Source organism: Enterobacter sp. HK-058-C-ECC (assembly GCF_047531125.1).
In the GTDB taxonomy this organism is placed as follows: domain Bacteria; phylum Pseudomonadota; class Gammaproteobacteria; order Enterobacterales; family Enterobacteriaceae; genus Enterobacter; species Enterobacter quasiroggenkampii.
On record NZ_JBLKCH010000002.1, the window covers coordinates 496,096 to 513,990 of the forward strand.

Below are 17,895 nucleotides of genomic sequence, written 5' to 3' on the forward strand. Positions count from 1 at the left end.
TTTGGCGTGGATTTTTTTATTGCGAGTCTATCAATAGATAACTAGTTTTCCCGCTGGCCAAGTACCTGACCATCCACAAGGCATATGACCAGCTTCATAAACATTAATCAATCCCTTAGAAAAGAACGGCTCTCGTAGTAAAGGACTATACACATCTTCAAGCAAGTAATTGACAAGATCCCATTTTAAGCTCTCAATCATTGAGCTTTTCTCAGACTCTGGGAAGATTATTTTTGGGATAATATCATTCTCCACTACTTTCTTAGCTTCTTTGACCAAAGAGTTCCAGTATTGATATTTGCTAGTGTGTTTTTTTGCGAGATAACCCGTTATTTCATTTACAGCCTCCAGGGTGGCACTCTCCCATTCATCACTATTCAGGCCTTTTATAAACAGGCTAAGGGACTGAGCCTGGAGAACCCCAGGGAGTGTAATCGCCTTACCAAGATTAACAAACCAATTAATTTTATTTAACCTGTCTATTGCTAACTGGGATAATTTCATGTTTTAACCTGATTTATTTTTCTTGGGGGTTCCAGGTGTGTTCATACCACCAAGCGCGCCATGCTGCTTTCAAATAAAACCCTATGATTTGCCATGGAGTTTTATTAAAAAAATTTCATAAGAACAGCAATCGCATTAAATTAATCGCTTAAATTTTAAAAGCTTTCTTAAGAAAGATCTTCTTCTGTTACTAATCCGTTAACAAAGTTGGAAAATGAATTTGTCAGATATCTTTGAAGTTTTGTGTGATTCTCTTGCATAGTCAAATCCTCGTCAAAAGAATCTGTAGCAAAGTATACAATTGAGTAATTATCTAAATCCAGGCAGAAGAAATTCCCTCCCCAATCATTTGCGAAGGGAAGCAGGTTTTTAGGAATCACTTCCCTATCCAACATATTGATATAGCAACCATCAATTAAAGATCTAGGGTCATCATTTGTCTGACTATTATAAACAAACGGTTTAAACCCTGCCACCTCTACTGGCTCAAAATCTTCATCATTCCACCAACTTTTCTCAGGAGTGCCACCATTAAATTGCAGATAATGTGAAACGAAATCATCCGGAAGAGTAATAGATAATTTCTCTTCCATTTTTGCTATATCTTCACGTCCAATCTTTTTTTCACAGTTACTGAAATGATTCATAGATTTATACCTCACTGGTGACAGTTTGCACGCAATTTTTTCGGAACACGCCCCTTCAACCAGCCTTTAGAATGAGAAACAGCAATGGCTTCTTGGGAACCATATTTTACACCAAAATATTTCTCGAATTGTGAGACTGAGCCTTTATGTGGGAAAGTAGCTTCATGCGCAGAAGTTTTTACTAATTGCATTGTTGTCCTTCCTGTGGCTGGGTCAAAATCATCGACATGATGCCATGTATATCCGGTTGCTTCACTTTTAGAGATACCGGCTGCCTTGAAAGCCTCGGTAAAATCTCTATCTCGAGTTCCTTGCATCGTAATAGATACAATGTTTTGTTTCGTTCCATTGATTGGGAAAAGATCTGGGCTTCCTGTAAAGTCGACTCCCTTTAATGCCAACCCCCATGGATCCACCCATCCCAGCGCATTCGGCGCATACTGGTAAAGGTTTATCCCCCCCGCCAGCCCTATCGGGTCCTGCTGCGTAAACCGTCCGCAGTCCGGGTCATAATACCGGAACAGATTGTAGTGCAGCCCTTTCTCACGGCCCAGGTATTGCCCCTGCATGCGCAGGTTCTGAGAATATCCTGATACCTGCGTCTCGCTTTCCCGCAGCAGCTTGCCCCAGGCGCTGTTTGCCCCTTCCCAGCGCACCTGCCCTTCGATGTCTGTCATCCGCTCCGGCGTGCCGTTGGGCTGGCAGTGGAACCAGAAGATCTCCGGAGCATCAACGCCGTCAATACGCGCCAGCGGGTCGTAACTGTCCTGATCGCTGTAAACGTAGGTCAGCGGCACATCCCCGTGCACTTCCTGCAGCAGCCGGAACCCTTCCCAGACAAACCGGGTGGTAACCGGCTTACCGGTTGGCTGTCCGCCCAGCATCTGGCGGCGCGTTTTGCTGATGCGGCGACCGAGCGGATCGTAGCGGAAGCTGACCTGCGTCTGCGGCTTGTTGCGATCCCGCGGCTGGCTGATGACTTCCGTCAGGCGATGTTCGCCATCGTAGCGGTAGTGCCAGCGGTACCAACTGAACGGGTTATCGTCCCGCTCTTCCCTCACCAGATTATTGCGGTAGTCGTAATCCCAGCTGCGGGACCCGCGGCGTGGCGACGGGCGCTGGGCATTGCGGGTAAAGACGTCCCGGCGATGCAGTCGGCCGAGGCGGTCGTACTCGCTGCGGATGGTCAGCAGCCACCGGGGATATTCTCAGGTTGGAGTCGTTCGTCGCGAGTATATTGAAAGTTTATGGAGGGAAAAGGTAAGCAAGGCGCGAAAAAGCAAGCAAGCTGCGTGCAGAAGGGAAAAAGTATATTGTTAAAAATGGCTACATAATGAGCCAATTGTTTAATATTTGTTTTTTGATGAAAACCCACGCCAAGGCGAGGATTTCATCAGAGATAAACCCCCTCTTCTAATGAGTTTTCAATACACGTTGCTTTTGCAAAGGAAATTAGAACATCTGAATCTTGCTTTTTATATTTAACTTCGTAACTACCAGGTTCTAAAGTAATAAACTCACCTGAAATAGCATCTGAGTCATCAGGCTCAAGATCTCCGCCGGTGACATCTTCTCCCGCCCCAATGAAAACCTTTCCAGAAGGTACATTTAAAAATAGCGACCCGGTATATTCATCAACATCACTTTTAATATGTACTTTATAGGCGCCATCATCTCCAAGATTGAGAAATAATACATTCCCTTTGTTTATTTCTTCAAGTTCATCTTCTGGAAGACTCCACCAATCTACATCATCATTAATTCTATGCTTTAATGACATCAAATCATAAATAACTAATGCGGCAGTATCTGTTTGTATGATTATGATTTTTCTCATTGCGTAAGCAAAAGGCCGGAAATATCTCCCCGGCCTAGTCCATTAGTTAACAAAGCTTTCTATAGATTTTATAACGCTTTTATAGAATTGAATCGACTCTTCACCGATTGGTATATTCTCAGTCGGTGAGTCAATTGCCACTCCATGCTGATCATATATTTTATTTCTGACAGGATTTTTAAAATAATGTTGTGGTAAAATATCCACTTCGCTCGTTTCGATAGTTTTAAACGTTACGAAATAACCGTTTTTCCAACATGAATTATCAGTAATAATTGGCGGTAATAGCAAATTATCTTTTGCCAATACAGCATCTTCTTGAAGTGAAGATGTAAAATAGTCATATATATATATAACTATAGCATTTTTGAATGGACCGATATCTATTTTACCCAGGGAGACCATACCATAGCCTAATCGACCATCATTTAACTGAAAGTAAAAAACATCGCCTTCTTTAGGCCACTTTTTTTGTTTTTCATTTCCTGACACTACTGCAAGTCTGTCGGCCATTTTTCATTAATCCAATTTTTTTCAAGCCAATCTTTGCCCCACAAAATAGCATTTGAGCTTAAGTTACCTGTCAGACTCGTCAGCAAATGCCATCACACTCGTCAGCGGCTTATTAGGCAGAACGTAGAATATCAAATACTAATAAAAGATCATATGATGCTTTTGGTTAAGCAAATAATCCGTACTATTAATAGACACATCCACTAAGGCACGGTATGAGGTATATGTAGTTTTCAATTGACAACGAACAAACCGTAAAATTCTCAACCACTCATACCTTGGCCTTCGAGTATCGAGGGCCAGCATCGGTTTGAATATTCAAAACCTAAAGCCCCCGATTGTGTTTAAACATTACGTCTTAAATCGAATATATTAAATTAAATAGCATTCGACCTTCATTTTCAAGGCTGATTTTGTATTCATGAGAAAATAACTTAAATATTTCTTCTTCATCCACAAAAAAACCTCTGTACGCTATAGAGGAAATTATTTGCCTAAACATATCTGAAGGAACATGCCTTCTTAGGTTTTTGAGATCTGATAAATTATTTCTGACAATATAATACGAATAATTCATTAGAATGAAATTTGATATTAGTAAGTTCTTTGTTGATTGATACTTGTCAAAACACTGCTCCAAAGCTCTATATATTATTTTTTTCGATTTTTTATATGTTTTGATAAAGTTATCAGGTTCGATAAGATAGCAATTTTTATCATTAAAAAACAGGCGATTATTACCGTCATCCGCAACAAACAAGAAACTCAACACCGATGTTTGATAGAGTTTTATATATTTAAGATCTTCAAAGTTTTTCTGTTTTTCAAATTGCGCATAAAATTGCTCAAGTAAAGACAATACTGATACTTTACCATGCCGAAGAGTATTTATACAGAGTCCATCATTAGTAATGCATAGCAAATTATAAGACTCATCATCCATGCCCATTTCAAAACACAAAAATCTTAAAAAAAAGCTTTTTGCTTTTATTACATAATCTTCTTTATTATTTTTTAAAGAAAAGAGTTGATACATATAAAACAAGATAAAGATATCTTTATCTATACGCTGTCGGTTATCTATTTGAAATAAATAACCTAATCGGGAAAGGAAAACTTCAAATGTATACGTTTCATCTTCACTTAAGTCTAACTTCTTTAAAGTACGCTGTAACATAACTTTAGGAAAGCAAGTTTGCCAACGACTCAACTCTGCATGCTTCCCATTTTCTTTTTTAAAACAAATGGGAAACAGATCCGGTTCATCCTGAACATAGACATAATTTCCAAAACTTTCAATCTCTGCTCTCGCATTAGTGAAGTGTTCAATTTTATGTAGATACATTTCAAAAATCATTAAGTAATCCTCTTACCACATTTCTTCCAATTACCTTTAGCATCTTTCTTTTCAATCTGGAATGAAGTGATTTTATCATTAAAACGAGAAAGGATATTTTTACCGATGCCCTTTGCTCCAGGTTCATTTCTCTTTGATAGAACGCCATCTTTCAGCCCAGTCTCTTTGTAATCAACTTTTGATATATCACTATGTTGATTAAGAAGCTCAACCCCAGAGTCATTGACGGTCATAACTGCACGATACTTTTCATTTCCAGGGTTAAATCCTGGTCGACTATCATGATTAACCCATATGGCTTTATCACCACGATTGTTAGGGACCAATCCGCCTTTACCACCGCGTTCAGAAGCTGATGCAATCGCTTCATCTTTACTCATATAGCGTATAACTTCCTCTTGTTTTAATCCCAGAGGGTCTATTCGCGTTAGACTATTTGCACCATACTGGTAAAGGTTTATCCCCCCCGCCAGCCCTATCGGGTCCTGCTGCGTAAACCGTCCGCAGTCCGGGTCGTAATACCGGAACAGATTGTAGTGCAGCCCTGTCTCACGGTCCAGGTATTGCCCCTGCATGCGCAGGTTCTGAGAATATCCTGATATCTGCTTCTCGCTTTCCCGCAGCAGCTTGCCCCAGGCGCTGTTCACCCCTTCCCAGCGCACCTGCCCTTCGATATCCGTCATCCGCTCCGGCGTGCCGTTGGGCTGGCAGTGGAACCAGAAAATCTCCGGAGCATCAACGCCGTCAATACGCGCCAGCGGGTCGTAACTGTCCTGATCGCTGTAAACGTAGGTCAGCGGCACATCCCCGTGCACTTCCTGCAGCAGCCGGAACCCTTCCCAGACAAACCGGGTGGTGACCGACTTGCCGGTTGGCTGTCCGCCCAGCATCTGGCGGCGCGTTTTGCTGATGCGGCGACCGAGCGGATCGTAGCGGAAGCTGACCTGCGTCTGCGGTTTGTTGCGATCCCGCGGCTGGCTGATGACCTCCATCAGGCGATGTTCGCCGTCGTAGCGGTAGTGCCAGCGGGTCTGGCCGTTATCCTTCTCCACGGTGCGGCCGTGGATGTCATAACGCCAGCGAATGCCGTTCAGCTGCGTCAGGCGGTTGTGCGTGACCTTCTCAGCAAATCCTTCCAGCGGGTTACCGGCTGCATCCCAGCGCCACTGCTCCTGGCCAGGCAGCGTGCCGTCCTGAACGAGCAGGCGCCCGGCGCTGTCGTACTGCCAGCGGTACCAGTTGAACGGGTTATCGTCCCGCTCTTCGCGCACCAGATTATTGCGGTAGTCGTAATCCCAGCGGCGGGACCAGCGGCGCGGCGACGGGCGCTGCGCATTGCCGGTAAAGACGTCCCGGCGGTGCAGTCGGCCGAGGCGGTCGTACTCGCTGCGGGTGGTCAACAGCCCCTGGGTGCGGCTGGTCTCACGGTGGAGTTCGTCGCGAGTAAAATCGGAGACCGACAGCTTATCGAGAGCAATGCTGAGCAGATGCCCGCTGCCGTAGTAGAACTGCTTCAGCTCGCGGCCATCGGGCAGCGTGACGGAGGTGCGGTTGCTCAGCGCGTCATACTCCCACGCCAGCTCACCGTGCTCGCCCGCTTCGCGCGTCACGCGACCGAGCGCGTCATACTCAAAGGCAAGCTCCTGCTCTGCCTCGGTGGTCCACGCGTCGGCTGAAAGCGCAGGATGCAGACCAATCCGGCTTAATAGCCCGGACGGCGTGTAATGGTAGCGGGTCTGCCCTTCCGGCGTGGTGCGGGCGACCAGCTGGCCGCTCGCGCTCCAGGCGAAGGCGTGGGTGATAGCCTCCGGATGACCGGCGGCAAAGGTGCGCGCAATCGTGCGCCCGCAGGCATCATAGCGATACTGCGAGGCTACGCCATCGAGCCCCACCTCTTCCATCAGCAGCGAGTCTGGCCCCCAGCGGAACTGATACGCTTCGCCGTTCTCGTTTTCCAGGGCAATCAGACGCCCGCGGCTGTCCCAGCGGCGTCGCACTTCTTCACCCTGCGTATTACGGGTGGCGGTTAAGCGCCCCGCCTCGTCGTATCTGAACTCACTTTCTTTCCCGTCAGCGCCCGCATGCTTCACCGGCAGACCGCGTTCGTTCCATTTGAGCGATTCCGTCCAGCCTTCCGGGCGATCGAGCTGCACCGGACGCCCTGCGGCGTCGTAGCGGTAGCGCGTCTCTTCACCGTCGGCGCCAGTCTCAGCCACCAGCCAGCCCAGCGGATGATAGCGATAGCGGGTAATACGCCCGGAACAGTCCGTCGAACGGACAATCTGCCCGGCCTCGTTGTACTCCTGGTAGCGGCTGTTGCCTGCGGCATCGACCTCTTCAACGACCTGGCCGAACGCGTCCCGGCGCAGCTGCGTCGTCTGCCCCATCGGGTCCACCACGCGCTTCAGCCCGTGATGTTCGTCGTACCAGAACCGGGTGGCGCTGCCGTCGGCTTCGATAATGGCCGCGGGAAGCGCGCGGTGCTCCAGCCAGGTGGTGGTGCGGGTATTGCCGTCGGCATCGGTCTCCTGCACCCGGTTGCCCATCTCGTCGTAGACGAAGGTGACGGCATTGCCGAGCGGATCGATGCGACGCGTGAGAAGCTCGTTATCATCCCACTCGTAGCGCCAGTTTTCACCGCGCTCGTCTACGTAGCGGACAATCAGATTCTGCGCGTTCCAGTAGTGGCGGCGCGTCTGACCATCGTAGTGCTCGACGGTCGTCAGCCCGGTGGCCAAATCATAGCTAAAGCGGCAGCCGTCGCCGGTGCTGGTGCGGTTTTCCACCACGCGCCAGTGGTCGAATTTTTGCCAGCGGTATTCGCTCTCCAGCCCGCCCGGCATCCGGTGCCAGACCATCAGGCCGTGGTCGTTGTAACGGTATTCACGCGTCACCACGCCGGAGGCGTCCGTCGTGCTCGCCAACTGGCCGCGCGCATCGTAGCACCACTGCATCAGCGGCCAGGTTTGGTTGCCGTCGAAATGGCTGGCTGCGGTCACGCGCAGCGGGAAGCGCTCATCTTCATAGCGCAGGGTGACGTCGATGGCCCGCGGCTCATCATGGATACCAATCAGCCTGCCGTGCTCGTCCCACGCCGTCAGCAGCGCGTTGCCGTATTCGTCGCTGAGCGAGGCCAGACGCAGGATAGAAGGATTCATGCGGGTCGGTTTGTACAGACGCCACACCGCGCCGTCATCGTCGGCAATCGCCACGTCGCCGCTCTCATTGCGGCGGATAATGATGCCTTCGCTGATGCTGTAAAACGCGCGGTCGACAGGCGGCAGTTCAAAGCTCAGCTCGCGCCCGGTTTCATCGAACCAGGTCGCATGGTTATCTTCCAGCAAGAGATAGCTGTCAAAGGTCGTTGCCCAACCCAGGCCGAACAGCCCTTCGCGGGTAGTCAGGCTGTTATAGCTGCGCTGCCAGCGAAGCGGGAAGCGCCCCGGCAGCGAGAAGTCGAGCTCATCGTCGTCGTTCAGCACCTTCACGCCAGTGGCGGCGTGGACCGGGTGCGAGGAGCCAAACACGGCGTTGACCGCCATATCCGCCAGCATCCCGCCGCCGGCTGCGGCCAGCGCGCAGGGCATGTTTTTCAGGATCTTGCCCGGACGCCCGCGTAGCAGGGAGAGCGCAATCATCCCCAGCGCCAGACCCGGCGTTTTACCGCTTTTGATATCGCGGACCGTGAGCGTGTCCCCGCCGATGATCACGTTCGGGGAGACATCGGCGGAAACGGTGCCTTCGCAGGTGGTGCGATCTTTCGCACGCACCGCGGGCTGCCCGTTGATAAAGACGCTTTTAGAGCCTTCCGCCAGATACTGCGGCCCGGAGTGCTTTTCACACGCCACCTTGTCTTCTTCCAGCGGCGAGGTCCCCGCGGCGGCAGAGGCGACACTCGGCTGCCACATTTCGCTGCCAAACTGTCCGGCGGCGGAAAGCAGCATGCCCGCGTAATCGGCAAAGCTGCCCGGCGACTGTGGCTCAGGGGACGGTGTATCGGCGGGCGTCAGCGTGCCTGCCGCACGTGCTGCGGGGATTGCGTTGGTCAGTACGTTGTTCGAACCGGTGGTAATTTTACCCGCAGGCGACGGCGGGAAAAGCGCATTGCCTAACCCTTCCGCGGCGTTGCTGATGTCGTCGGTGATCCCCGCCACGTTCGCCAGCACGCCACCAATAATCCCGCTTAACAGACAGCTGGACCCAATCGCCGCCACGCCCGCTGCGGCGGCTCCGGCACCGAGGAGTGGCGCGGCGGCCGTAGCCGCCAGCCCCACCGCCGCGCCGATCACCGCATAGGCGGCACCTTCCGCCACGATGCTGGTGATGTCAGCAAAAATGCTGGAGTGAATAATCTCGTCGCCCTTACGGGCCGCGTTGTTATCGCTCATGCCTTACACATTCCGGTTGTCGTTTAGCGTCAGACTCTGCTTAAGCGCGCTCCAGCGCACCTCGTCCTCTTCGGTAAAGGCTCTTAATGCCGAGAGGGTAAAAATCATCAATACCGGTTTGCCCGGCGTCTGCAAGGCCAGCTGTTTTTGCCACAGGCGTTGCCCGTTACGGTCAAACGTGGTCTCAACTTCCAGCCCGTTAATTTTTCCGTCAGGCCCGGCGTTTACGTTCCGGAATTCGCTCTGGGCGATCTCACCCATCTGAGGACGCAACACATCCCACTGGCGGTGAAACTCTTGTTCGTAGTCGCTGCCATCGGGAATCACGCCGCGGCTGACCACCACGGACAGCCCGCTTTCGTCATCGCGAATGATGTTCATGCTGTTATCCTGCCAGGCAGCAGGAAAAAGGGAAAATGAACCTTCCTGGAGGGTGTATTTCATAAGTGAACTCGGGATGATTAATATTGAGAGAAACATGAAGGCCAATCCATGTTGGCCCTTTGGCTGGCTGTTTTATTATTTACGCCATTGACCTGACTGTTCGACTAAAACATGGCTGCCTTTGCTGACAAGCAATTTCACGGGTGCATACGTCACGGTATAAGCGATCTCGCCATTCTTGTACGTTGAGCCGATTATTTTACCAGTGGGGTCGTGCAACGTTTTTCCCTTTAAGGAGATCGTACTGTTATCGCTTTTGCGCACACCGAGATAAACCATCTGGTCACATTCACCCTCGAAACGCCCGCACTTGTTTATCAGAGAAATAGTGAACTTGTCGGTGTCCAGTTTTCTGGTTTCAGCGTGATGAACCGAAGCGGCTTTACGTAACGTATAACGCAGCGGAGTATAATCATTTCCTTTTTGTGGAGGCGTTACCAGACGCCATTCCATTTCACTCCCCTTTATTTCCAGAACAGCCCGTCCGCCTGCGCCGCCAAACGATGAGTTGAACTCTACGTTTGCACGGTTTCTCGCGATCGTACCGCTAAGATTTCGCTCATCTTCTTCCGGGCAGTCAATGTGATTCCCTCTCTGGGAGATATAGCAATAAGACCCTGTGATACGGTTGCCTGATTCAGCTAACTGCAGGGTTAACGTCGAGTCGTTGCCAACCCCGCCTGCTCAAACCCCGTCAAACGCAGGTCTCGATTGGCTGTTCGTTGCAAACTGCATCGTATGGAATCTGGCGGCCCATTGCTGGATATCAGCATTAATACCCGGGCTATTATCAGAGGATTGGTAATGGATTACGTCCGACTCCGGAACCACCCAGGCCGCAAAGATTTTGCCGTCAGGATTGATAACCAGCGCTGACGCGTTCTCCAGATAAAGATCTTTTAGCCAGCCTTCAACAAACAATCCTCCACCAGTGGTGGTATGCGGTTCGCCGAAGACGTCAAAGTTATCAATAAAGGTTTGGTAATGATTCCCCAACAGCGTCCTGAGATTGTCTGTCACTTCACTGTCGTTAAGGATGCGACTTACCGTATCGAGCTTATTGTATTGCGATAATTCAAGTGCCGATGACGTTTCAACGACGCCTGTCAATAAAGCCGTGAACAATACGACTGCAACATATTTTTTGGTCATAAATTATTCTTGAGAATCATTGTTGTAATTCATCGTTATTTTTATAACGTTGTCGTCTTTTATCTCAAAAGAGAGCAGTTTTTTATCCAATTCGTAGGTAATCCACTGCTCCCCCGCATCATTGTCGACCTGACCGGTACCGTATGCGCTGTTCAGTTCCTTTCTCGTTGAACCCACATAGACACCACGCGGCGTTGCGAAGTCTTCGGCAGTCAGCGTAATTTGATAGACGATATAATCATCAATGCTTCTTTCCGCTTTATCCCACCAGAGGTTGGAAGTGAATATTTCTACTCCAGCGTTTTGATGCTGAAAGAATTTATAGTGGACTCCATCAAAAGGAACCTCACCGGTAAAACTGCCTTCCACCGGTACGTCAATTTTACGGGCAATATCAGGCGTCCATCTGTCGCCCAGGGCGACAGGCTGGTCTTTGATCTGCACGGAAAAATCCTGTTTAGTCAGAACAGGCGGCATAGCTTCTGCCAAAACAACATTACTACTCAGACAACTAAATATCAGGGATAAACACAGAAATATCGGCGTGTGTTTTTTCACGTTTATCGTCACTAACTTGATGTAAATTACGTTTTTCACGGATACTGCAAACCGGCAGCGAAATACCCGTGCCGGCATGAAAACACAACACTTATTAACGATCGTAACGCGACATAACGACTCTATTTAGGCATTCCTGGTTCATTACCGGGAAACTAAATGCCCATGCAAGTCCTCTCTCATCAGTAACGGTTCGGTATCCAACAGATTGTCCTGCGGTATTCCCACGAGGAATGTTAGAAACTTTAACATCCGGGAAATGAGTTTTGACTTGTTCGAGCGTAATGCAAGGCTGTTCGATTACAAACGAGACAAGTGAAACGCTATTATCTCCGTTCCCCCATAAACGAACATCTAAATCGCTGATACGTGTTCCATCAGATAATGTGAATGGAACCGACGTATAACGGTCTTTCGTTTCTGGATTTTTTTTGATGAGTGGTTGATTGAGAAGTTTACTTACGTCCTCGGCCTGTTTTCCCCATACTGTTTTGAGTTCTTTAATAATATGCCATAAAGAATCTTGGTTCATGTTCGTTTGTCCTGCGTAAGAAAATGTTGAAAAGAGTGGGAGCAAAAAAAAGATGATGTTTTTTGTCATTCTACTTACCATAGAAACTCCCGTAATAATCGCTGTAGTTGAGATCGGTGCCCGAAGCTATTTCGCCTTTACCATAGACTTTACCTATAGCTTTTGCTGCATCAACGCGCGACAGCTCACCACTTATCATTTTATCATAGGCAGCATTGTAAGCTTTGAGATTTTCAGGGCTTCCCGCTATATCAATATCAATACCGCCATTTCCCAAGATTTCACGCTGTATTTTGATATTATTCAATGTTGCACCACCTTCATCCATAAGCTGGCTGTTAACGAAATTTTCTTTACTAGAATAGTCCGCTGCAACAGGATATGTTGCATGCCCTGCTTCATGAGCAAGTGTTTGTACTGTATTGGCTGTGTCTTCCATGTGTTCGGGATCCATAACGATCAGTTTATTATCCGAATCAGTATAACTTCCCCCTCCAGTCGCACCTGGTTGAATCGCCCATCCCTTGTCTTTCAAATCTTTTAACTGCGTTTGAAGGGTAGGCGACTTATTGATTTCTTTTACAACATCGTCATTCAAAGGCATAACGTCTGAACCATCCGGACTATTTTTGTAAATATAATTACCTTTCAAAGGGGGAGCTGTTGTTGAAGCTGAAGCAGGAGCCGGTTTCGATTGGCCTACTGCAGGAGCCGCAACGGGGGCGGGACGATTAGCGCTCTCTTGCGGCGAAAACTTTGCCTGCACCGCCGCATCAATATCCCCTTTATGCCCCGATCCCGGTGCCGTTGTGCCAGGTTTTGTGCCAGAGGTATTCAGGTGCAGCTTGCCGCCCGTGGTGATATACCCATCCCCTTCCACGAAGAAGTTAAACTCTTTGCCGATGAGGTTAATCTTGCCGTTAGCATTCAGCTCAATGGCACTCTCACCGGAGACCAGCCGCAGCTTCGTCCCGGAAGCAATGACGTACTGCTCCACCGCCGCATCCAGCTTGCCTTTCCCCGTCAGGATCTCGGTGCCACCTTTCACGGCCTGTGTCTGATTCGCTTCCACGCGATGCAGCTCATTTTTCTTCACGTAATGGCTGCGCTCGCCGCCGACGCTGTGTGTTTCATCATTTTTAACGCTGGTGTCCATGTTGCGCTCGGCCTGGATCCACACCTGCTCTGCACCCGCTTTATCCTCAAACCGCAGGGCGTTGGCGTTGTCCACGGAACCGTCTTTCGTGCGGCTCATAAAGCCCATCTGCGTCGCCGCAGCCGGCAGCGCCCACGGCGGCATGCTCGCGTCGTTGTACACGCGACCGGTAATGATCGGACGGTCCGGGTCGCCGTTGATAAAGTCCACCACCACCTCATCGCCGACGCGCGGGATCTGCACCCCGCCGTAGCCCTGGCCCGCCCACGCGCTCGACACGCGCACCCAGCAGGAACTGGTGTCATCGCCCTTCGCCAGACGGTCCCAGTGGAACTTCACCTTCACCCGGCCGTATTTGTCCGTCCAGATACTCTCGCCCTTCGGCCCCACCACTTTCGCCGTCTGCGGGCCGTAGGTGCGCGGCCACGCCGTGAACTGCGCCGGACGGTACACCACCGCCGACGGGATGACCGTGAAATCGGTCCGGTGAATGGTCTCCCCCTCGCCGCTGGCATAGCGGTTCTCTTCGAGGTGGTAACCCGCCGCCGTCACCAGATATTCACCGTTATCGCTGAAGAACGGCGCGTTGGTTAAGGTGAAGGTGTGCCCGGGCGCAATCCCCGCCGCCGTGGCGGTGGCCTGAATCTGCTGATGCTCCACCTGCCAGCGTTCCTGACGGATGCGGGCATAGAACTCCCCGTGCCCTTTGTCCACAAAGCGACCCGGCCAGTCGTACACGTCGATGCTGCCCGGCTTCGGCGATGCCGGGTTCTGCTGGGCCTGGAACAGCCACGCGTTCGGCTTGCGGAAGTCATAGTCGTCGAGGCTGTAAATCCCCGGCGTCACGCTGTCCTCCAGCGCCCACTGGCTGATGCCCTCTTCATCCGTACTGCCGCCTGACGGCGTCTGATGGTAAGGAATGACCTCATAGCCGCTGAACGGCTGGTACTGCGTGGCGGCGTCGGTGAGCACCAGGGTGTGCTTGTCCGCCTCATGGCGGAAGTGATACGCAATCCCCTCCAGCTCCATCAGGCGGCTGATGAAGTCCAGGCTCGACTCCTGATACTGCACGCAGTAGTCCCACACCCGGTAGCTGCCGGTGAGTTTGTCCTCAACGTTGACCTGATGCTCACCCAGCAGGGTTTTCACAATCTGCGGCACCGTCTGGCCCTGGAAGATACGCAGGTTACGGTCGCGCTTCATCGGCCACAGGTCCGGCTCCACCGTCAGCTGGTACACCGCATAGCGGGTGCCCGTCAGCTCAACGGCGCTGACCGCCACGCGGGTAATCTTGCCGTTAATATAGCGGGACGTCAGCAGGCTCTGCGTCGGGATGGTCACGGTGACCGGCTGGCCCAGCAGCTTACTGCGGTCAATGCGCGCGTCCGTGCCGAGCACGGTCAGCGTCAGCGCGAACGACTCGGACATCGCCTCGCGGCCCGTCAGTTTCCAGAACAGAAGCCCCTCCACCGGGAGCTGAACGGTAATTCGGTTGAGCATAATCTTTATTCCACTATGGACTAGTCTCGGTGTTCATTGAGATATTTTTTAAATCGTGCTTATTTAAGCCATAAACCTGAAAACATAAGGACGCTACCCAGGGAAACTACGCTTTTAGCAACGATAAGTAAGCCAGGCGCAACGACGCGTATTATAGACGATATTGCTTCATAATTTTCAGCATTGTATTTTTTGTGCCCTCCTGTAATCCCGGAAAAGATCGTGCAGAGCAGCACAACGGTAACTTTTAGTCCCCATACGCACAGGAAAGACATGGAAAAGATAATCGAATATTGTTTCGCCGTTGCGACGGAGAATAATGACATTGACTGAGCGAGCCATTTCAACGTAAAACCAATAACAACCGTAGCCACTAGCACCAGAACGAACATCAACCCAGCAAAGAACCATTGTTTTTTACTGAATAAGTCTTTTCCATTCCAGATAAGCGCTAGTGTCCAAATCATAAAGAGAATAAAGAAAAGCCATTGAATCATAACGTACCACATTTATACATGTTGTTCTCCAGGCATTGTCGTGTCGTCATCTCACTTCGCATCACACTCCTTTTCCAAACCAAATACCATAAAACAACAAGATACAGCTTAACGCGGCGATAGATTTTGCTACCAGGCGTAATATTGGCCCAAACCGCTGATTGACTATATCAGTGACGCCATTAATTCAACCCAACTCAATATAATTTTCTTTATCCACAAACCATGGTCACCACATCTTCTCTTCTCTTCTCGAAGAATGTGTATTGTCCAATTTTTGACACGCCGGGACGCTTTTAACTAACAAACCATTAGGGACAGACAAAGAAAGAGGCACGGTACAATACCCGTGCCATATGACTAATATAATTATAAGAAATTATCCTCTGGAGCTCTATCGAACAGTTCACCTGCCATTTTGGCGATACGTTCGTGCTGTACGAGTTTGTTTTTCCACTCCTGCGGAATACCGGAATAACCATATAATGCCCCCGCGATTTGTCCCGCCGTCGCTGCAACGCTGTCAGCATCATCGGCAAGGTTAGCTGCCAGTAGAATGGCATCACGGAAATTATTCGTATTCCATACGGACCACATCGCGGCCTCAAGCGTATCAATAACGTAACCACTTGAACGAATCTGATTGCGATTTTTTTGCTTATATTCACCCGCGTTGATAATCATTACGCGTGGCTGAAGCGGCATAACGTGCGGAGAAAAAACAAAATCTTTATTGCTACCGTTAATCATATGCACAAGCAAATAACTTAAATACTGTGTGCTATTTATTGCTTCCGCGGCACCGTGTGTTGCGATACTCTGTTTTTTAGCTTCATAAAACGCTTTGCTTAATGACTTTCTAAAAAAAATAGAGACAGGGGCTTGTCTGATAATGGAAGCATTACCTGCAGTTTCTGCCGCAGTATTGCCGCTCCATCCTGGGCCAATTGTTAAATATTGCTCTAAAGCAAATCGCGTTGTATTACCTATATCAAAACAGACGCCATTTGAACTGTTATAACCATGCTGATACCATGCCAAAAGCTTATTCCTGAAGCAGGTAGTATCAGCATCACCTTTCTCAAGAAGCGTTTCCGCAAGACATAATGCCATGGATGTATCATCCGTCCATTCGCCGGCGCGAAGTCGAAATGGCCCACCACCTGTCATATCTTTGACGTGTGCTTTGTCACGAGGTAAAAATTCGAGCGTCGTCCCTACAGCATCTCCAACAGCAAGACCAATAAGCGCACCAACAGCACGATCTCGCGATTCCGCTAGTGAGATGTTACATGATGGTGTTAAGTCCCATTGTTTTTGTGCATCACTATTCGGCGATGATTCTAAGGGTTTATTATCATAAGTATACTGCATCCTCCGCTGAACCAAAGGACTGCTAACGGGTAAGTATTGTCGATATTTGTCCACATACTTTAGTAACGTATTTAAATCAGTGTGCAGATCGATCATTATAATTCCTTATATGTAAGCGCGGTTTTACCACCAGAATCAACACGCTCAACAACTTCAAATTTGGTACCTGGTTTGAAAAGCACTTCCGTTTCAGTTCCTTTATATTCAGAAAGAAAATCAATAGGCTTACCAGTTTTACCATTAATTGTAATCGTGGCATCTCCCGAAAAAGGAACTTTCTGATCGGTGCTCATAAATGCTGGATCAGAAACAACATTACCCACTTGGTTTTCCATTAGTACGTTTTCAGGTAACGTCGCGCCTCGATATGTTATCCCCTCATAGGAAGGAAGCTTATCAAGCGCGTTAGTGGCGTGATCCGCAAAGGCTTGTATTTCTGGTGTAAGTTCAGCCTGACCTCTTAGCGCATTGTTAACCATCGGATAACCTTCATTCGTAGTATAACCGTAAAGAGCCCCTACTTCATCATCGGTTAGCAGGGAGGAGAGTCGTTTATCCCCTTGTTCAGCAAGTTGTCTTCCCTTCGTTATCCATGTATTCGACAGGTCTTTACCTACAGCCTCGGATAAACTCATCTTCGGTTTATTTAAACCTGTAGCGCCTAATGGGCTTGCTTCGACAGGTCTAACTGCCGGTATTTTACCAGCCCGCCACGCATCAAACCGTGCCCCGCCTTTAATACCAGCCCCGCCGCCGATAACGGAGCCGATCAGCATCCCCCATTTCTGACCGTCGCTACCTTCGCCACACAGCATTCCACCCGCGTAGCCACCAATAGTCCCACCGCCCATCGCACCGAGGGTACTCAGAAGGGCGATTGCTGGACTGGCTAGCACCGCCATGGCTCCGGCACCAACGGCGAGCATCGTCCAGTTCACCCATTCCGGGATTTCAGGACTTATTTCATCGGTCTGAACCTTGCTTCCACCGATAATAACATTTCGCGATCCCTGGCTAATCTCAGCGCTGCATGTCAGCTTATCGCCAGTGCGAGAGGCGGGAAAGTTGTTGATGTAAACCTTTATCGAACCTTCGGCAACCCGTTGCAGACTACCGCTGTGTTCGTCACACTCTCCGGCTGACAGATGAGCGCGGATAGCCTTTCGGCTGTTGATAAAGACATTGGGTGAACCTTCTTTTAGCGTACCGGTAGTATGGCGTGGAGCCCATGACATACTGCCGAGGAGCTCACCCAACCCACCCGCAGCACAGGCCCCGGCCGCAACGGCAGAAACAGCAACCAGCGCGGTCCCTCCGGTGACGACGACAGCAGCTGCGCCCAGAATTGCCCCACCAACCAATCCTGCGATCATCCAGCCTTTTGAGGCTGTATGAGCAATCTCATCATCTACGCGAGCGGCCAGACATTCGGACAT

Annotated in this window: 15 protein-coding genes and 2 pseudogenes; 1 reads left to right on the plus strand and 16 read right to left on the minus strand. The window is 49.8% G+C overall.

Annotation, left to right across the window (positions count from 1 at the left end):
* Positions 1 to 30 precede the first annotated feature (30 nt).
* The 3 genes and pseudogenes from ACMWJS_RS06460 to ACMWJS_RS06470 form a co-directional block, all read right to left on the minus strand.
* On the minus strand, positions 31 to 504 hold the full coding sequence (locus ACMWJS_RS06460) for a hypothetical protein (protein WP_095428363.1): 474 nt from the start codon (positions 502 to 504) through the stop codon (positions 31 to 33).
* 167 nt (positions 505 to 671) lie between these two features.
* A complete protein-coding gene (locus ACMWJS_RS06465; protein ID WP_414746815.1) occupies positions 672 to 1,151 on the minus strand; it encodes an SMI1/KNR4 family protein in 480 nt (159 codons plus the stop codon).
* Between the two features lie 11 nt (positions 1,152 to 1,162).
* Positions 1,163 to 2,344, minus strand: a pseudogene (locus ACMWJS_RS06470) (RHS repeat-associated core domain-containing protein); the annotation flags it as partial.
* A gap of 51 nt (positions 2,345 to 2,395) precedes the next feature.
* Between ACMWJS_RS06470 and ychF the strand changes: the two are divergent.
* Positions 2,396 to 2,505, plus strand: a pseudogene (gene ychF, locus ACMWJS_RS06475) (redox-regulated ATPase YchF); the annotation flags it as partial.
* Positions 2,506 to 2,544: 39 nt separating this feature from the next.
* Here ychF and ACMWJS_RS06480 read toward each other — a convergent pair.
* The 13 genes from ACMWJS_RS06480 to ACMWJS_RS06540 all read right to left on the minus strand — a co-directional run bounded on the left by ACMWJS_RS06480 (position 2,545) and on the right by ACMWJS_RS06540 (position 17,895).
* Positions 2,545 to 2,988 carry a DUF6386 family protein gene (locus ACMWJS_RS06480; RefSeq protein ID WP_095428361.1) on the minus strand — a complete coding sequence of 148 codons (444 nt, stop codon included), beginning with the start codon at positions 2,986 to 2,988 and terminating at the stop codon, positions 2,545 to 2,547.
* Positions 2,989 to 3,030: 42 nt separating this feature from the next.
* Complete coding sequence (locus tag ACMWJS_RS06485) at positions 3,031 to 3,501, minus strand: Imm26 family immunity protein (RefSeq protein WP_095428360.1); 471 nt, start codon at positions 3,499 to 3,501, stop codon at positions 3,031 to 3,033.
* Positions 3,502 to 3,859: 358 nt separating this feature from the next.
* Complete coding sequence (locus tag ACMWJS_RS06490) at positions 3,860 to 4,858, minus strand: hypothetical protein (RefSeq protein ID WP_262789654.1); 999 nt, start codon at positions 4,856 to 4,858, stop codon at positions 3,860 to 3,862.
* On the minus strand, positions 4,858 to 9,246 hold the full coding sequence (locus tag ACMWJS_RS06495; protein WP_414746816.1) for an RHS repeat-associated core domain-containing protein: 4,389 nt from the start codon (positions 9,244 to 9,246) through the stop codon (positions 4,858 to 4,860). The genes ACMWJS_RS06490 and ACMWJS_RS06495 overlap by 1 nt, the downstream gene beginning before the upstream one ends.
* Positions 9,247 to 9,249: 3 nt before the next feature.
* Positions 9,250 to 9,690 carry a DcrB-related protein gene (locus ACMWJS_RS06500; protein ID WP_045418995.1) on the minus strand — a complete coding sequence of 147 codons (441 nt, stop codon included), beginning with the start codon at positions 9,688 to 9,690 and terminating at the stop codon, positions 9,250 to 9,252.
* A 75-nt stretch (positions 9,691 to 9,765) separates the two neighbouring features.
* Positions 9,766 to 10,143: a hypothetical protein gene (locus ACMWJS_RS06505; protein ID WP_414746817.1), complete on the minus strand. Its 378-nt coding sequence runs from the start codon at positions 10,141 to 10,143 to the stop codon at positions 9,766 to 9,768.
* A gap of 231 nt (positions 10,144 to 10,374) precedes the next feature.
* A complete protein-coding gene (locus ACMWJS_RS06510; protein ID WP_414746818.1) occupies positions 10,375 to 10,842 on the minus strand; it encodes a hypothetical protein in 468 nt (155 codons plus the stop codon).
* A 3-nt stretch (positions 10,843 to 10,845) separates the two neighbouring features.
* The gene (locus tag ACMWJS_RS06515) at positions 10,846 to 11,286 is read right to left on the minus strand and encodes a hypothetical protein (protein ID WP_414746819.1); all 441 of its coding nucleotides are present in this window, start codon (positions 11,284 to 11,286) and stop codon (positions 10,846 to 10,848) included.
* A gap of 208 nt (positions 11,287 to 11,494) precedes the next feature.
* Positions 11,495 to 12,001: a hypothetical protein gene (locus ACMWJS_RS06520; protein WP_235830431.1), complete on the minus strand. Its 507-nt coding sequence runs from the start codon at positions 11,999 to 12,001 to the stop codon at positions 11,495 to 11,497.
* Between the two features lies 1 nt (position 12,002).
* Positions 12,003 to 14,588, minus strand: coding sequence for a type VI secretion system Vgr family protein (locus ACMWJS_RS06525; protein ID WP_414746820.1), 2,586 nt, complete (start codon positions 14,586 to 14,588; stop codon positions 12,003 to 12,005).
* 59 nt (positions 14,589 to 14,647) lie between these two features.
* Positions 14,648 to 15,085 (minus strand): hypothetical protein, encoded by a 438-nt coding sequence (locus tag ACMWJS_RS06530; protein ID WP_414746821.1) that lies wholly within the window; start codon positions 15,083 to 15,085, stop codon positions 14,648 to 14,650.
* Between the two features lie 369 nt (positions 15,086 to 15,454).
* Positions 15,455 to 16,555: an ADP-ribosylarginine hydrolase Tri1 gene (gene tri1, locus ACMWJS_RS06535; RefSeq protein WP_334755009.1), complete on the minus strand. Its 1,101-nt coding sequence runs from the start codon at positions 16,553 to 16,555 to the stop codon at positions 15,455 to 15,457.
* Complete coding sequence (locus tag ACMWJS_RS06540) at positions 16,555 to 17,895, minus strand: PAAR domain-containing protein (protein WP_063621950.1); 1,341 nt, start codon at positions 17,893 to 17,895, stop codon at positions 16,555 to 16,557. Before ACMWJS_RS06540 ends, tri1 begins: the two co-directional genes overlap by 1 nt.

Bases quoted from the DNA above. Each gene is read 5' to 3' on its own strand.
- ACMWJS_RS06460 (WP_095428363.1), bottom strand. From the start codon at position 504: ATGAAATTATCCCAGTTAGCAATAGACAGGTTAAATAAAATTAATTGG.
- ACMWJS_RS06465 (WP_414746815.1), bottom strand. From the start codon at position 1,151: ATGAATCATTTCAGTAACTGTGAAAAAAAGATTGGACGTGAAGATATA.
- ACMWJS_RS06480 (WP_095428361.1), bottom strand. From the start codon at position 2,988: ATGAGAAAAATCATAATCATACAAACAGATACTGCCGCATTAGTTATT.
- ACMWJS_RS06485 (WP_095428360.1), bottom strand. From the start codon at position 3,501: ATGGCCGACAGACTTGCAGTAGTGTCAGGAAATGAAAAACAAAAAAAG.
- ACMWJS_RS06490 (WP_262789654.1), bottom strand. From the start codon at position 4,858: ATGATTTTTGAAATGTATCTACATAAAATTGAACACTTCACTAATGCG.
- ACMWJS_RS06495 (WP_414746816.1), bottom strand. From the start codon at position 9,246: ATGAGCGATAACAACGCGGCCCGTAAGGGCGACGAGATTATTCACTCC.
- ACMWJS_RS06500 (WP_045418995.1), bottom strand. From the start codon at position 9,690: ATGAAATACACCCTCCAGGAAGGTTCATTTTCCCTTTTTCCTGCTGCC.
- ACMWJS_RS06505 (WP_414746817.1), bottom strand. From the start codon at position 10,143: ATGGAATGGCGTCTGGTAACGCCTCCACAAAAAGGAAATGATTATACT.
- ACMWJS_RS06510 (WP_414746818.1), bottom strand. From the start codon at position 10,842: ATGACCAAAAAATATGTTGCAGTCGTATTGTTCACGGCTTTATTGACA.
- ACMWJS_RS06520 (WP_235830431.1), bottom strand. From the start codon at position 12,001: ATGACAAAAAACATCATCTTTTTTTTGCTCCCACTCTTTTCAACATTT.
- ACMWJS_RS06525 (WP_414746820.1), bottom strand. From the start codon at position 14,588: ATGCTCAACCGAATTACCGTTCAGCTCCCGGTGGAGGGGCTTCTGTTC.
- ACMWJS_RS06530 (WP_414746821.1), bottom strand. From the start codon at position 15,085: ATGATTCAATGGCTTTTCTTTATTCTCTTTATGATTTGGACACTAGCG.
- tri1 (WP_334755009.1), bottom strand. From the start codon at position 16,555: ATGATCGATCTGCACACTGATTTAAATACGTTACTAAAGTATGTGGAC.
- ACMWJS_RS06540 (WP_063621950.1), bottom strand. From the start codon at position 17,895: ATGTCCGAATGTCTGGCCGCTCGCGTAGATGATGAGATTGCTCATACA.